The sequence below is a fragment of the Dorea ammoniilytica genome, from assembly GCF_025567415.1.
Taxonomy (GTDB): domain Bacteria; phylum Bacillota; class Clostridia; order Lachnospirales; family Lachnospiraceae; genus Claveliimonas; species Claveliimonas ammoniilytica.
Genome location: NZ_JAOQJV010000001.1, coordinates 313,418 through 328,942, shown reverse-complemented (window position 1 = coordinate 328,942; position 15,525 = coordinate 313,418). Strand labels below are relative to the sequence as shown.

Sequence of the window (15,525 nt, the reverse complement as noted above, 5' to 3'; positions counted from 1 at the left end):
ATAGTTAAAAAACAGCTAATCCCCATTACTATCTGATATAAGGTATACGTTCCGGCCATCCCGGAATATTACCATTCAGAATCGCAGTAAACATTCTCTGTTTGATACCTGGATACTGACGGTTCAAATCGGCTAACAGATCCTTTGCATATTGTCTTTTTGTATATCCATCGACCGGACAGGCACTTTTTACAACCGGAAGATTATACTTGTTCTTAAATCCGATCACATCTGCTTCGTCCACAAACATAATCGGGCGGATTACTGTAAGATCCATACGGTCCAGATATGTCTTCGGTGAAAACGAATAAAACCTTCCCTCAAAGAAAAGCGAGAGAATCATCGTCTCAATAATATCGTCCTTATGATGGGCATACGCAATCTTATTACAGCCTATTTCCTTTACTGCCTGATTCAATGCACCTTTCCGCATCTTGGCACAGAGAGAGCATGGATTCTTTTCCTTACGTTCTTCAAAAAGAATCTGTGCAATGTCTGTCTTTACAATGTGATAGGGAATCTCCATTTCCCGGCATAATTCCTTGATTGGAGTGAAATCACACTGTTCATAGCCGAGATCAACAGTGATCGCACTGAGTTCGAAGTGATTCGGATAAAAGCGTTTCAGTCCATGCAGAGCGTAGAGCAATGTAAGACTGTCTTTTCCTCCGGATATTCCCACTGCTATATGATCCCCCTCCTGAATCATCTGGTATTCATCTACAGCCTTTCTTGTGTGGCTTAGTAACTGTTGTAATTTCATATAATATTTTTTGATCCTTTCCTAAGATTGCTTTAATCTTCACGTAATTTTACAGCAGAAGCTGCCTGTCTGCGCCGGTTCTCGTCAATTGCTGCATAATGCTTTTTCGTAGTATTCACGTCCTTATGTCCAAGAACGTCCGCCACGAGATAAATATCACCGGTTTCCCGGTACAGTGATGTGCCATAGGTACTCCGAAGCTTATGAGGTGTGATTTTTTTATTCGGTGTAACCTGACGGGAATACTTCTTCACCATATTCTCAACAGCCTGTACACCCATACGACGTCTCTGAGTAGATAAGAACAATGCATTCTCGTGCCCGGGAAGAGGAGAGAGGACCTTACGATCACCTTGCATATACTGCTTTAATGCCTCTGCAACCTCATTGCCAAAATAAACAACCATCTGATTACCACCTTTCCTGGTAACTGTAATTCCATTATTTTTGAAATCTACATCGGTAAGATCCAGACCAACACATTCCGATACACGGATACCGGTTCCAAGAAGTAAAGTGAGAATTGCCAGGTCACGGTCCCGGGTCTTTTCATAGTACTTAAGAGCCTGTCCAGACAGCGTAGAACCCGCAGATTCGACGTAATCCAAGAGCAATGCAACTTCATCTACGTCCAGTCGTATAATCGCTTTTTCGTGCTGTTTAGGCATGTCTACGAGCAATGTAGGATTCTGTGTAATAACCTGATGCTTGTAATAATATCCATAAAAGCTCCGAAGTGCCGACATCTTGCGTGCAAGACCCTTTTCACCATTCGTTCGGAGTGCGTCATCATCACTTTTATATACCTTAAGGTAATCCATATATTCTTCAATGTCAACTGCTGAAAGCTTCTCCAGATCTGCCGGCTGAAACTGTTCAATACTGTAATTGCGATATACAGGGTTATATTCTATCAGATAATGATAAAATACCCGAATGTCATACGCATAGTTCAGCCTTGTACGAATAGATGAAGTATATTCGATTGCACGAAAGTAATCCTTAGCGAATGGAGGCAACGTCTTTAACAATTCTCTGAGACGCAATGTATAATCTATATTCGTCTGTTCATGATAGGTACGTTCCTTAGATGCCATATTAATCCTCCTAAAAATATAGTCTGTATAGAGATGAGCATTGATTTATAAAGATTTTTATATAAATCTTTTGGAAAAATCGGTATTTTACGTATAGATCTATTTCACTTACAGTATATCTCATTTACAATCATTCAGTCAATACTTAAAATGTATAGATGTATCTATCCCTCTATATAAGGACAGAACGATCATCTACCAGTATAATCTGATGTCTGACCGTCCTGACTCTGGGGTAAGTATATAAATATAAATGAGGTGTAACCATTCAATGTATGAATAGTTACTATATTTAAGAATAACAAGTATTCTAAATATCTGCGCTAATCGATCTATAAATCTTAATCTTAAAGCTTTACCGGAAATCCTGATCTGTATAAGCAACTGTCAAGTATGATCCCTCCTGAATGGAATCACTGTCCAGATGATTGATCTCCTTTAATTCTTTCACATATGCTTTCACAGATGTATCTTCATCTGCATAGGCACTTGCAATATCCCATAAGGTATCGCCTTCCTGTACCTCAATGCTCTTATAGTAAGTAAAATTAACAGGTTCATTCTTACGGTCGTCATGTGCACTGACAAGTTTTCTTCCTGCAATGATACTTAAAATTAAAGCAATAATCATAGCTGCTACAAAAAAGATCAGCTTCTCTACATATACGGTACGTACTCTCTTAACTGCACTGTGTGATCGTCTCATAATAAAATCCCCCTTTAATCTTAATCTCCCACTCCTGCGGATATGCCGAACAATCGTTCCGAACATCCGTTCCTTGCTTATATCTGGATTATATATAAAGAACACATGTTTGTCAATAGATTTGTTCAAAATAATCGAACGTATTTTCTAAACATTTGTTTGCTTTTTCACTTTTGCTATGGTAGACTTATATTAAAGTATTGGGGATATCCCCACTCATATTTACTAATCGAAAGGAGTATGTTTCAATGGCACAGGGTAAGATTTCATCAAAACAACAAGAGATTCTTGACTATATTAAGTCTCAGATTCTTGAGAGAGGATTTCCGCCTGCTGTGCGTGACATCTGTGAAGCTGTACATTTGAAGTCTACTTCTTCTGTTCACTCTCATCTTGAGACACTTGAAAAGAACGGTTATATTCGCCGTGATCCTACGAAGCCAAGAGCAATTGAGATCCTGGATGACTCTTTTGCAATGATGCGCCGCGAGATGACCAGTGTTCCTATTATTGGTCACGTAGCTGCCGGAGAACCGCTTCTTGCTGAACAGAATATCGAAGACTACTTCCCTATTCCTGTCGAGATGCTTCCGAATGCGAATACATTCCTGTTAAAAGTACAGGGTGAAAGCATGGTGAATGCCGGTATCCTTAATGGAGATCTGGTACTGGTTAAGGAACAACACAATGCGTCTAACGGAGAGATGGTCGTTGCCCTGATTGAAGATGGGGCTACGGTTAAGACATTTTACAAAGAAAATGGTTATATCAGACTTCAGCCAGAGAACGACTATATGGATCCGATCATTGTACCAGATGTTACGATTCTTGGCAAAGTAATCGGTGTATTTAGATTTTTCGAGTAAATAATGCGAAAAAGATAATCGGGCAAAGAATAAAATCTTTGTCCGATTATCTTTTTGTTTCTAAATTGTATGAAGTTCATATGCTCTTGTGCCAAGACCAATCTTCTCTGCATGAGCCAGACAGGTCTTCCACTCTGCATCCGGATGTGTCATATGGAAATGATCGTGATGTTTATGTCCCATCTCTTTGATATTCTTATCAAGCTCACTGCCGTCGATAACAGGCATCTGATTGCACAGATCTGCACAGGCCTGATCCAATGCCACAGGATCAAACGATGCCAGCATACCTACATTAGGAATGATCGGAATATCATTCTCTGCATGACAGTCACAATTTGGTGATACATCACATATCAGAGATACATGGAAACATGGTCTGTCCTTACATACCGCATAGCTGTATTCAGCCATTTTATAATTTAGCATCGCAACGGAATCACTGAAATCTGCTGCAATCACATCCTTTGGACAGACTGCCAGACATCTTCCGCAGCCTACACATTTATCATGGTCGATCAATGCTTTTCTTTCGGTAATAACCGGTGCATCATGTGCACAGATTCTCGAACAGGCACCACATCCTATACAGTTATCCTGATCCACACTTGGTTTACCGTCGCAGTGCTGTTCCATTTTACCGGCTCTTGAGCCACATCCCATACCGATATTTTTAATTGCACCGCCAAATCCGGCTGTCTCGTGTCCTTTGAAATGTGTCAGTGAGATAAAAACATCTGCATCCATGATTGCCTGACCAATCTTTGCTTCTTTTACATATTCGCCATTAATCGGAACAATCTCTTCATCGGTTCCCTTCAGACCGTCACCGATGATAACGTGACAACCGGTCTGATACGGCGAAAACCCATTAATGTATGCAGTTTCCAGATGATCCAGTGCATTCTTTCTGCTTCCGACATAAAGTGTATTACAATCTGTAAGAAATGGTTTACCGCCAAGTTCTTTTACATAGTCTGCCACAACTCTTGCGTAATTCGGTCTTAAGAATGCAAGATTACCATATTCTCCGAAGTGAATCTTAATCGCCGCATATTTTTCATGAAAATCGATATGTTCAAATCCGGCAGTCTTCATGAGTCTGTGTAATTTCTGAAGCAGATTCTCATTCAGCGTTGCTTTAAATGTTGTAAAATAAACCTGTGATTTATCCATGATTTTATCACTCCTTTTACAAATCATCTCTCATAATTTCTTTTCCATCATGCCAGATGTGCTCCAGATTGTAGAAGCTTCTGTTCTCTTTATCAAACACATGCACGATCACATCTGCATAATCCAGCAGGATCCATGGGCTGTTACCATTACCCTCTCGCTGCTTCATGGCAAATCCATTCTTATGCATCTGCTCTTCTACATTCTCTACCAGTGCACTGACCTGACTGTTGCTGTTTCCGGTTGCGATCACAAAATAATCTGCAATCGTAGAAACAGTTGAAATATCAATAATCTTAATATCTGCACCTTTCTTTTCATCCAGTGCATCATATATAACTTTAGCCATTGTATTCGCCTGATTCATATACAGTCCTCCTGCTTAATAATTATCTTTTATTCTCGTAGTACTGACAGGTCTCTGCTGTCATAGGATCTAACGGTTTCCCGGTACTGTTCAGATATTCCAGTGAATCCTTCAATATCCGATACAGACACGCATCGATATCATGAAATGCCAGATATCGCACATCATTCATATTCGGAAGTTCTTTCCTTCCCGGTTCCATATAATCAGATATATATATAATCTTATCCATTAGAGTCATCTCCGGTCTTCCTGTGGTATGATAGCGTATCGCATCCAGAATCACCGGATCCAAGATTCCGTATTTTTCTTCTGCCAGATAAGCACCAAGCTTTGCATGCAGAAGTCCTGGATTCGCATATTCTATATCTGTAACTGGAATCTCATGTTCTTTACACATACGTATCTTCTCATCAGCAGGAATACATTTGGCACAGTCATGTAAAAGTCCTGCTGTCAGTGCCTGTGCGAGATCTGCACCATGACACATTGCCATAGCTGATGCTGTATACATGACACCCAATGTGTGCTGATAACGAGGCTCATCCAGTTCCTTTTTCAGTTCATTCTGAATAAATGTAAGCTCATGATTCATTAATGTCATTGCACTCCTTTATACAAATGATGTTCTCTGATATATTCTTCTGCTTCGATTGGAATTTCGCCTGTCACAGAACCTCCTTGCTGCAGTCGGTTCCGCAGTTCATGAGATGCCATTGGAAGCACCGGCGTAACCAGAAGACGGAAATCTGCATTGTATTTGCGATTCAGCTCAGCAATCTTATCTTCCATTACCTGACGATTGTTTTTATCATCTCTGTATGCAGCCAGAATCGTACAGGTCGCAGCGATTCGCTCCGGATGCACCCACTGTTCAAACATAAACAGTGAATCCGCGCCAATGATAAAATAAAAATGATTTTCCGGATATTTTTCTTTAAAATATTCCATTGTCTGATAGGAATATGAGATTTCCTGCCGTTTAATCTCATAATCTTCCAGACGAAAGTAATCATACTTTTCAATTGAACGAGTTACCATCTCCATGCGGTCTTCTCTCGTTGTCTGGAACACACTATCCTGTTTATGAGGCGGATTCCCATTCGGCATAAACCAGACCTGATCCAGCTTAAATTCACGATATGCATATTCTCCCAGCATCAGATGTCCGTTATGAATGGGATCAAATGTGCCTCCCATTATTCCAATTTTCATGTCTACTCCTCGATAGTACACATAAATATTTTATGGTAACTGTATCTTTTTCTTGTCGTCTTTACCTTCTTTATACAGAACGATTTTCTTACCAATTACCTGTACAACCTGTGAATGTGTACGCTCTGCAAGAACTTTTGCCATTTCTTTCGGATCATCGACACAGTTCTGTAATACGCTGAGCTTGATCAGCTCTCTTGCTTCCAACGCTTCTGATACAGCCGCAGTCACTTCCGGTGTTACACAGTTCTTTCCAATCTGAAATACCGGATCCATGGTCATGGCAAGACTCTTCAAATATGCTCTCTGTTTTGTAGTCATTCCTGTTCTCCTTTATTTATAATAATCAAACTGGAGACCGTACATGCGTACGGTATCGCCTTCTTCAATACCAGCATCTTCCAGTTCTTTCAGGATTCCAGTATCCTTCAGGAACTTCTGGAAGAATGCAAATCCCTTCTCTGAATCCAGATTGGTATAACCAAGCATTTTCTCGATCTTTGGTCCTTCTACGACATACATACCATCTTCTTTTTCTACAGTATACGGAAGATCCACGTAAATCAGTTCATCCTCAGGGAAATACTCCTGCTCAAATACGATCGGTGCTGCATCCAGATCCTTTAACTGATCAGACACATAATACAGAAGTTCATTCAAACCTTCTCCTGTAACACCGGAAATCGGAAACACCTTGTATCCCTGTGGCTCGAATTCATCTTTCAGACGCTTGATTGGATCGTTCTCCGGATCACTGTAAATCGCATCGATCTTATTTGCTGCGATTACCTGTGGACGATTCGCAATATCAGCGTTATACGCCTTTAATTCTGCATTGATCTTGTAAATGTCATCGACCGGATCACGTCCTTCGGTACCTGCAGCATCTACTACATGGATCATTAATTTGGTACGCTCAATATGACGCAGGAATTCATGTCCAAGACCCACACCTTCTGACGCACCCTCAATCAGACCCGGAATATCTGCGATTACAAATCCTCTTCCGTCCGGAAGATCTACTACGCCGAGATTCGGATTCAGAGTGGTAAAATGATAGTTCGCGATCTTTGGCTGTGCATTGGTTACTCTTGATAAAAATGTAGACTTTCCTACATTTGGAAATCCAACCAGTCCCACGTCTGCAATGACTTTAAGCTCAAGATTAACCCAGAGCTCCTGGGATGGCTGTCCAGGCTGTGCATACTTTGGAATCTGCATCGTAGATGTCGCAAAATGCTGATTACCCAGTCCTCCACGTCCACCTTTTAAAATCACCTGTCTTCTGTTGTCGCCGGACATATCTGCAATGACTTTGCCGGATTCTGCTTCTTTGACAACGGTTCCTTCTGGCACTTTCAATACAATATCTTCTGCGTCTTTTCCGTGGCAGCGTCTCTTACCACCCTGCTCACCGTCTTTGGCGGCATATTTACGTCTGTGACGATAATCCTGAAGTGTATTTAAGCCTTCATCCACTTCAAATATAACATCGCCTCCACGTCCGCCGTCTCCACCATCGGGACCGCCATTTGGCACATATAATTCGCGACGAAAACTTACATGTCCGTCCCCGCCTTTACCGGATCTGATAAATATTTTTGCTCTGTCTGCAAACATTGCGGTTTTCCTTTCCTGAAATATAACGAAAGTGCTGTTCCATAACTGTAATCAGTTACTTCGCAGCACCCTCCGTAAGTCTCATGTCTAATTACTCTGCAACTGGGTAGATAGAAACCTGTTTCTTATCTCTTCCTTTTCTCTCAAAACGAACAACGCCGTCAACCAGTGCGAACAATGTATCATCGCCACCGCGACCTACATTAACTCCCGGATGAATCTTTGTTCCACGCTGTCTGTAAAGAATGTTGCCAGCTTTTACAAACTGTCCGTCGGCTCTCTTAGCACCAAGTCTCTTGGACTCAGAGTCACGTCCGTTCTTTGTAGAACCTACTCCCTTTTTGTGTGCGAAATACTGAAGGTTTAATTTCATCATTATCGTTACACCTCCTCAAATGTTAAGTGAATATATTCTTTATAGTCCTGATCGTCTGCCATATTCTCGAATCCGAGAATCATCGCAGACAACAATAGTTCGGTTTCCTTCGTCGGGTTTTCTTTCAGCCTCAGATCAATGAGTCCTTCAGATTCATTGGTCGTCAGTGAAAACTTCGCTGTAGTTAACGCTTCGATTGCATTACAGGTATTAATTACCAGCATGGATATTCCGGCGCAGATAATATCTTCTCCGGCTTCCGCATACTCAGCATGTCCGATTACAGTAAAACCGATACATTCATTTTCTTTGTTACGATAAATCGTTACATGAGTCATGAAAAATCTCCGAATTAAGCGTTGATCTTTTCAATCTTAACAGCTGTGTACTGCTGTCTGTGACCATTTTTCTTATGGTATCCAGATTTTCTCTTATACTTGTAAACGATGACTTTTCTGGCTTTTCCGTTCTCAACTACGGATGCTTCAACAGTTGCACCAGCTACTGTAGGAGCTCCTACTTTAAGCTCTCCGTCGCTTACTGCAAGCACCTGGTCAAATGTATAAGTTTCGCCAGCCTCTACACCAAGCTTCTCTACTTTAATGATATCGCCTTCGGCTACTTTGTACTGTTTACCACCTGTTGCTATAATTGCGTACATATGGCACCTCCTATTATCATTACTCGCCAACTACGGTGATCACACGCTATGTGCAATACTTATTACCTCATTGTGCGGCATACTAGATTATAATAGCATAAGCTTGCTGTAAAAGCAAGCTTATTACCAAAAAATATTTTATTTTTTTAAAGCAGATGAATTCCATGCTTTGCTGTCTCTTCAATCATCTCATCCGGCCACAAAGAAGACTGTACTTCTCCGATATGTGCCTTTCTCAGATAATACATACAGATACGCGACTGTCCGATACCTCCGCCAATTGTATATGGCAGTTCGCCGTTCAGCAATGACTTCTGGAATGCAAGTTCCTTGCGTTCTTCACATCCGGCAATTTCTAACTGTTTCATCAGAGAATCTTCGTCTACTCGGATACCCATGGAAGAAAGCTCCAGTGCAATATCAAGAACCGGATAATATACGATAATATCTCCGTTCAGCTCCCAGTCATCATAGTCAGGTGCTCTTCCATCATGCTTCTCACCAGAGGCCAGCACTTTACCAATCTGAGAAATAAAAATTGCACCTTTTAATTTAGCATAAGCATATTCTCTTTCTTTAGAGGTCTTATCCGGATACATATCTTCCAGTTCCTGCGATGTAACAAATGTAATCTCATCAGGGAGTACTGCTTCTATATAGTTGTATCTGCGAGCCATGTAATCTTCTGTATCTTTTAATGCAGCATATACTTTCCTAACGGTATATTCTAATGTTTCAGTATTGCGTTCTTCTTTGGAGATGACCTTTTCCCAGTCCCACTGATCCACGTAGATAGAATGGATATTATCTGTGTCCTCATCTCTGCGGATCGCACTCATATCTGTGTAAAGCCCTTCTCCTGAATGGAATCCGTATTTTTTCAACGCATAACGTTTCCATTTCGCCAGAGAATGTACAATCTCTGCCATGTCATCATTCTGTTCTTTAATACCGAATGCAACCGGGCGCTCCACACCGTTCAGGTTATCATTCAATCCGCTCTCCGGCTTTACAAATAGCGGTGCAGACACGCGGGTAAGATGCAGGTTCTTAGCAAGTGAGCTCTGGAAATGATCCTTAATTTCTTTGATTGCTACCTCCGTTTCCCGTATTGTAAGTGGAGAGAAATATCCCTCCGGCATAATTATCTCTGCCATTCTCTTATTCCTCCTTAATTTTCCGGCTGTCCGGAATCTTCGTACCAAGTAATTTTTCTGCGTTTGTGTGGAATATCATCTGTTTTTCTGCTTCTGTAAGACTCGTTGATTCCAATGTCTGCACAAATTCTTTCTGTCCGCCCCATGGGGAATCACTGGCAAAAAGAATACGGTCTGCGCCTTGTTTACGGACGATACGTATGAATTGTTCTTCAGCAATATGTCCGAATACAACACCGGTATCAAACCACACCGGTGCTCCGACCAGATACTTTTCAACATCGTCCCACATCATGAGACTGCCCATATGTGCAAGTACCAACTTTTCCGGATGAACGGCATCAATCATCTTTACAATCCTATCGGGTGTGCAGTGTGTCAGTTCTTTGTAACCCGGATCAAATCCACAATGAACACTTACAATTAATCCCAGTTCACTCGCCACATCAATAATTCGCTCACATCGGATATCATCGATAAATGTTTGCTGATAATCGGGATGTAATTTAATGCCTTTAAATCCTTGATCTTTTAAAAACATCAGTTTCTCACGGACATTTTCCGTATCCGGATGGATTCCTCCAAACGAAAGTAATCTGTCCTGACCACGAAACTGCATTGCAAACCGGTTAATCGAATCAAACTGCTCCGGCTTCGTAGCTACAGGAAGAATCACGGAACAGTCAATCCCTGCCTCTTCTGACGAAGCCTGCAGTCCTGCCGCAGTACCATCTGTATACGGTACCGTCTCGCAATTCGCCTCCAGAATTGCAAGCGTCTTCTTTACAATCTTCTCCGGAAATATATGTGTATGAAAATCTATCATAACTTTTATATTCCTCTTTTCGCATATTAAATCTTTATTATTACAACTGTGTCATTACAAAAATGTCATAAATTGCTTTGATTGCATTATCAAAGTCATGGTTCCGCACGCCAATGATAATATTCAACTCACTGGATCCCTGATCGATCATGCGCACGTTCACATTGGCATGTGCCAATGCTGAAAAGATTCGTCCGGAAGTACCACGGGTAGACTTCATACCGCGACCTACCACAGCGATCAGTGCAAGATCAGATTCCATTTCCACAAAATCCGGTTCTACTGCGCGGTGGATGCCTGCCACAACTTCCTGTTCCTTTTCTTCAAACTCATCCTGATGCACCAGAATTGTCATGGTATCAATACCTGACGGCATATGCTCAATAGAAATACCATTATTATCAAATACTTCCAGCACACGCTTACAGAATCCTACTTCTGAGTTCATCATTGCTTTTTCAATAGTAATAGAAGCAAAATCCTTCTTACCTGCGATACCTGTAATGACAAAACGCGGCTTTCTGCAGGTTGCTTCTACGATCAGTGTACCTTTATCTTCCGGTACGTTCGTATTACGGATATTGATCGGAATACCTTCTTTACGTACCGGGAAAATTGCATCTTCATGAAGTACAGATGCTCCCATGTAAGATAACTCTCGAAGCTCACGGTATGTAATCACATCAATTGCTTTTGGGTTCTTTACCACGCGTGGATCAGCGATCAGGAATCCTGATACATCTGTCCAGTTTTCATACATGTCTGCATGAACTGCCTTTGCCACAATGGAACCCGTTACATCAGAACCACCTCTGGAAAATGTTTTCACCGTTCCATCATATCCTGCTCCATAGAATCCTGGAATTACTGCTTTTTCGGTATGTGCCAGACGCTCCGACAGGATCTTCTGTGTCTTATCTGCGTCAAATCCACCCTTTTCATTAAAGAAGATCACTTCTGCCGCATCGATAAATTCATAGCCAAGATAAGCAGCCATGATCATACCATTCAGATACTCTCCTCTGGATGCCGCATAATCGCATCCCACCTTCTTGCTGAAATTCTCGCGGATCACCTTAAACTCCTGATTCAGGCTCAGATCCAGCTTAAGTCCGTCAATGATCTCCTGATAACGGGCTTTGATCGCATCTAACTGCTCATCAAAATCTTCTTCCTGGATTGCCAGATGATAACAGCTGTACAACATATCTGTTACCTTTGTATCCCCGGAAAAACGTTTTCCCGGTGCGGATGGTACCACATAGCGTCTGGACTCTTCCTGACGGATAATGGCTCCCACCTTTTTAAACTGTTCTGCACTTGCCAGCGAGCTTCCTCCGAATTTAACTACTTTTTTCATTCTTTTGTAGACCTCCATAAATCTCGAATTGTGTTACCGGTTGGCTAACCTCTTATCACATCACCAAATTCTGCATTTGCAGCTTTCTTCAGGTCTGCCGGAGCAAGCTTTATCTGCATGCCAAGCTTACCGCCGCTCACATAAATCTCATCAAAATCCCTTGCGCTTTCCTGAATAACAGTCGGAAAATTCTTTTTCATTCCAATAGAAGTACATCCGCCACGGACATATCCAGTCACCTTGGTCAGATCCTTCAGATGCAGCATCTCCAGTGACTTCTCACCAACTGCCTTGGCTGCCTTCTTAAAATCAATTTCATCTTCAATTGGGATTACAAATACATAATGATTACCTGTCTTTCCTGTCGTCACAAGTGTCTTAAATACCTGCCTATGATCCAGATTTAATTTATCTGCCACCTGGATACCATCTGTGAATTCATCACACTCATAGGTCTCATAAGTATACGAGATCTTCATACGGTCAAGAATCCGCATGGCATTGGTCTTAATCTCTTTTTTACTCATTATCTTACCTCGTTATCGTATGCTTTGAAGCTGTATATGCCACTATTCTGCTTCTAGTTCATTACTATACCACTTGCCACGGCACTTTAGCAAGATAAAATATCCCAGCCAAGTGATTCTAATGATACAAATCTTGGATTTTCGGACTTAGGATTCTTCGCATAAACTTCTCTTCTATGATAATGAAGCTTCACCTCTTCTTCGCCGACATATTTTAAAAATGTCTCCATCACAAGATCCGGTTTCAGGTTATTCTCACTTCCCGCCGCAAGCTGCATACAGATTCCTGAAGGCTCCATATGCATGTCATAGATCATCGGACGGATATCCACTTCCTTTTCACTGCGCTTCGTCTTCTTCATAACTTTAATCTCCGGTTGCTCCAGAAATGCAGCGAGCGCTTCATTCCAGTTATCAGGGAACACCGCTGTCTCACTATTATGTTCTCTTAACGCTGTCTCTTCCATATCTTTTGGCACGATCAGGTAATCCGCAGCAGCTACCAGCGTCATACCGCTGTATTTTTTCTCATCCTGGATCTGTCTGAAACTTACGACATCGATACCGTTTGCCATTGTTTGATTCAACTGTCTGACTGCATCCTCCGATGTAATATCCCCCGCAAGCTCAATATCCAGATATTCCCCTTCGCTTGTCACGCCAAGTCCGAGCGGCTGTGCGAAAGACATGATCATATGAGGACTGTATCCTCCGGTAAATGCGATCGGGATATCTGCGCGTCGCATTGCCTTCTGGAAGAAACGCATCACATCCAGATGTCCAATGTATTTCAGAATGCCGTATTTGCGGAACTTAATTCTTACTTTCAATGCAGACACCTCCTTTCCATTTTGCCACACCGCATCCAGAACACTGCATACGGCAGTTCGGTGTCACTTCGCCCTTCATGGCGCGATCCCATTCTCTTCTGAGGAACTTCTTCGTCACGCCAATATCGATAAAATCCCATGGAAATACTTCATCTTCCCCGCGTTCCCTGAGATTATAAAATCCAATCTCAATACCTGTATTGTCAAATGCCCGCATCCATTTATCATTATCAAACTGTTCACTCCAGGAATCATAGATACATCCCATGCGATAAGCTTCTTCGATGACTGACGCTATCTTGCGATCACCTCTGGCAAATACACCCTCCAGCACACTTACCTCAGCATCATGCCAATTGTAACGCAGACTCTTTTTATTGAGCTGATTAAGAAATGCATGCTTTACAATTGCTGCACGTTCAATATAGTCTTCGTGATTCAGCATCGGTGCCCACTGGAACGGTGTAAATGGCTTCGGTATAAAGAACGAAGAGCTTGCTGTAATCTGGCATTTGCCATTTCTCTGATCCTTTGGAATCTCATAATATCTTCTGGCAACCTTATCTGCCAGAACAGCGATTGCCTCCATATCTTCCTCTGTCTCAGTCGGAAGTCCCAGCATGAAGTAAAGCTTTACTTTGTTCCATCCACCTTCAAATGCCTGTCCGGCTCCGGAAATGATATCCTCTTCCGTCAGACCTTTATTAATGACGTTACGCATCCGCTGGGAACCAGCCTCCGGTGCAAATGTCAGACTGCTCTTACGGATATCCTGCACCTGGCTCATTACATCCAACGAAAATGCATCAATCCGAAGAGATGGCAACGAAATATTGATTCCTTTATTTTTAAAGTTATCGATCAGGAATGTCACCAGTTCCTTTAATTCACTGTAATCACTGGTACTTAAGGAACTAAGAGATATCTCCTCATGACCTGTATTCTTCAACATATTATACGCATACTGCTTCAGCGTCTCGACGTCACGTTCTCTGGTCGGGCGGTACAACATACCAGCCTGACAGAATCTGCAGCCACGAATACAGCCGCGCTGTACTTCCAATACCACACGATCCTGCGTCACCTTAATATAAGGAACGATCGGTGCCTGCGGATAGGTCGTGTTCGTCACATCCATGACTACCTGCTTGTGGATCACGGACGGTGCATGCTTGTTAACCGGGAAAAACTGATCGATCGTTCCGTCTTCGTGATAAGTCACATCATAGAACATCGGAACATAGATGCCATCGATCTGACAGGCTTTCTCCAGAAAGTCCATACGTGATCCGCCATTTTTCTTATTCTCTTTGTACGTATCCAACAGTTCATCATAGACCGTCTCGCCTTCACCGATATAAAACATATCGAAAAATTCTGCAATCGGCTCCGGGTTATACGCACATGGGCCACCACCGATCACAATCGGATCTTCCTCGGTTCGGTCTTTCGCATGAAGCGGAATGCAGGCCAAGTCTAACACCTGCAGAATATTGGTATAACACATCTCATACTGGATCGTGATTCCAAGAAAATCAAAATCACGCACAGGATCCTGCGATTCCAGTGCAAACAGCGGAATCTTCTCTTCTCGCATCACTTTATCCAGATCTACCCACGGAGAATACACGCGCTCACACCACACATCATCCCTGCGGTTGAACATATCATACAAAATCTGAATTCCCAGATGGGACATACCAATTTCATAGACATCCGGGAAGCACATTGCAAACCTGATATCCACGTTCTGAAGGTCTTTTACAACTGCATTTACCTCGCCGCCGATGTAACGGGCAGGTTTTTCTATTTTCATCAAAATATCGTCACTTAAAGCTAACTTTCTCATTCACTACTCCTTGATTCATCCATTAAATCGATAAAACTCAATTTTATCGCATTGATTTATTGTAGCATGAATCCAGAGCTTCGGCAAATTATCTTTTGATAACTGCAATATAAAAAACTCCCGGCAGAC

General features: G+C 42.0%; 19 protein-coding genes. 1 reads left to right on the top strand and 18 read right to left on the bottom strand.

Annotated elements, in window-relative coordinates; genetic code table 11:
- Nucleotides 1-28: 28 nt before the first annotated feature.
- From OCV65_RS01605 to OCV65_RS01595, 3 genes are all read right to left on the bottom strand, one after another.
- Entirely contained in the window at nucleotides 29-763 is a 735-nt protein-coding gene (locus OCV65_RS01605; protein ID WP_262580695.1) for a tRNA lysidine(34) synthetase, read from the bottom strand.
- Between the two features lie 32 nt (nucleotides 764-795).
- The gene (locus tag OCV65_RS01600; protein ID WP_262580694.1) at nucleotides 796-1,860 is read right to left on the bottom strand and encodes a tyrosine-type recombinase/integrase; all 1,065 of its coding nucleotides are present in this window, start codon (nucleotides 1,858-1,860) and stop codon (nucleotides 796-798) included.
- A gap of 355 nt (nucleotides 1,861-2,215) precedes the next feature.
- The gene (locus tag OCV65_RS01595; RefSeq protein ID WP_262580693.1) at nucleotides 2,216-2,566 is read right to left on the bottom strand and encodes a LysM peptidoglycan-binding domain-containing protein; all 351 of its coding nucleotides are present in this window, start codon (nucleotides 2,564-2,566) and stop codon (nucleotides 2,216-2,218) included.
- Between the two features lie 248 nt (nucleotides 2,567-2,814).
- Here OCV65_RS01595 and lexA point away from each other — a divergent pair, with 248 nt between their 5' ends.
- A complete protein-coding gene (gene lexA, locus OCV65_RS01590) occupies nucleotides 2,815-3,432 on the top strand; it encodes a transcriptional repressor LexA (protein WP_118383867.1) in 618 nt (205 codons plus the stop codon).
- A 60-nt stretch (nucleotides 3,433-3,492) separates the two neighbouring features.
- On the opposite strand, the gene OCV65_RS01585 is transcribed toward lexA, so the two are convergent.
- From OCV65_RS01585 to OCV65_RS01515, 15 genes are all read right to left on the bottom strand, one after another.
- Nucleotides 3,493-4,608, bottom strand: a complete 1,116-nt coding sequence (locus OCV65_RS01585; protein ID WP_262580692.1) for a DUF362 domain-containing protein — start codon at nucleotides 4,606-4,608, stop codon at nucleotides 3,493-3,495.
- A 16-nt stretch (nucleotides 4,609-4,624) separates the two neighbouring features.
- Entirely contained in the window at nucleotides 4,625-4,975 is a 351-nt protein-coding gene (rsfS, locus tag OCV65_RS01580; RefSeq protein ID WP_118383865.1) for a ribosome silencing factor, read from the bottom strand.
- A gap of 22 nt (nucleotides 4,976-4,997) precedes the next feature.
- Nucleotides 4,998-5,570, bottom strand: a complete 573-nt coding sequence (gene yqeK / locus OCV65_RS01575; RefSeq protein WP_262580776.1) for a bis(5'-nucleosyl)-tetraphosphatase (symmetrical) YqeK — start codon at nucleotides 5,568-5,570, stop codon at nucleotides 4,998-5,000.
- Between the two features lie 5 nt (nucleotides 5,571-5,575).
- Entirely contained in the window at nucleotides 5,576-6,190 is a 615-nt protein-coding gene (nadD, locus tag OCV65_RS01570) for a nicotinate-nucleotide adenylyltransferase (RefSeq protein WP_262580691.1), read from the bottom strand.
- A gap of 30 nt (nucleotides 6,191-6,220) precedes the next feature.
- Nucleotides 6,221-6,511, bottom strand: a complete 291-nt coding sequence (gene yhbY / locus OCV65_RS01565) for a ribosome assembly RNA-binding protein YhbY (protein ID WP_118383863.1) — start codon at nucleotides 6,509-6,511, stop codon at nucleotides 6,221-6,223.
- 12 nt (nucleotides 6,512-6,523) lie between these two features.
- Nucleotides 6,524-7,810 (bottom strand): GTPase ObgE, encoded by a 1,287-nt coding sequence (gene obgE, locus OCV65_RS01560; protein ID WP_118451918.1) that lies wholly within the window; start codon nucleotides 7,808-7,810, stop codon nucleotides 6,524-6,526.
- A gap of 91 nt (nucleotides 7,811-7,901) precedes the next feature.
- Complete coding sequence (gene rpmA, locus OCV65_RS01555; protein WP_118383861.1) at nucleotides 7,902-8,186, bottom strand: 50S ribosomal protein L27; 285 nt, start codon at nucleotides 8,184-8,186, stop codon at nucleotides 7,902-7,904.
- 5 nt (nucleotides 8,187-8,191) lie between these two features.
- Complete coding sequence (locus OCV65_RS01550; RefSeq protein WP_262580690.1) at nucleotides 8,192-8,524, bottom strand: ribosomal-processing cysteine protease Prp; 333 nt, start codon at nucleotides 8,522-8,524, stop codon at nucleotides 8,192-8,194.
- 14 nt (nucleotides 8,525-8,538) lie between these two features.
- The gene (gene rplU / locus OCV65_RS01545; RefSeq protein ID WP_118383859.1) at nucleotides 8,539-8,847 is read right to left on the bottom strand and encodes a 50S ribosomal protein L21; all 309 of its coding nucleotides are present in this window, start codon (nucleotides 8,845-8,847) and stop codon (nucleotides 8,539-8,541) included.
- Nucleotides 8,848-8,993: 146 nt separating this feature from the next.
- Nucleotides 8,994-10,004 (bottom strand): aspartate--ammonia ligase, encoded by a 1,011-nt coding sequence (gene asnA, locus OCV65_RS01540; protein ID WP_118383858.1) that lies wholly within the window; start codon nucleotides 10,002-10,004, stop codon nucleotides 8,994-8,996.
- Nucleotides 10,005-10,008: 4 nt separating this feature from the next.
- Nucleotides 10,009-10,830, bottom strand: coding sequence for an amidohydrolase family protein (locus OCV65_RS01535; protein WP_262580689.1), 822 nt, complete (start codon nucleotides 10,828-10,830; stop codon nucleotides 10,009-10,011).
- A 40-nt stretch (nucleotides 10,831-10,870) separates the two neighbouring features.
- Nucleotides 10,871-12,190 carry an aspartate kinase gene (locus OCV65_RS01530; RefSeq protein WP_262580688.1) on the bottom strand — a complete coding sequence of 440 codons (1,320 nt, stop codon included), beginning with the start codon at nucleotides 12,188-12,190 and terminating at the stop codon, nucleotides 10,871-10,873.
- A gap of 44 nt (nucleotides 12,191-12,234) precedes the next feature.
- Nucleotides 12,235-12,717 carry a Cys-tRNA(Pro) deacylase gene (ybaK, locus tag OCV65_RS01525; RefSeq protein WP_118383855.1) on the bottom strand — a complete coding sequence of 161 codons (483 nt, stop codon included), beginning with the start codon at nucleotides 12,715-12,717 and terminating at the stop codon, nucleotides 12,235-12,237.
- A gap of 86 nt (nucleotides 12,718-12,803) precedes the next feature.
- Nucleotides 12,804-13,547, bottom strand: a complete 744-nt coding sequence (locus tag OCV65_RS01520; RefSeq protein WP_262580687.1) for a TIGR03936 family radical SAM-associated protein — start codon at nucleotides 13,545-13,547, stop codon at nucleotides 12,804-12,806.
- Entirely contained in the window at nucleotides 13,531-15,396 is a 1,866-nt protein-coding gene (locus OCV65_RS01515) for a TIGR03960 family B12-binding radical SAM protein (RefSeq protein ID WP_262580686.1), read from the bottom strand. The genes OCV65_RS01520 and OCV65_RS01515 overlap by 17 nt, the downstream gene beginning before the upstream one ends.
- Between the last annotated feature and the right edge of the window lie 129 nt (nucleotides 15,397-15,525).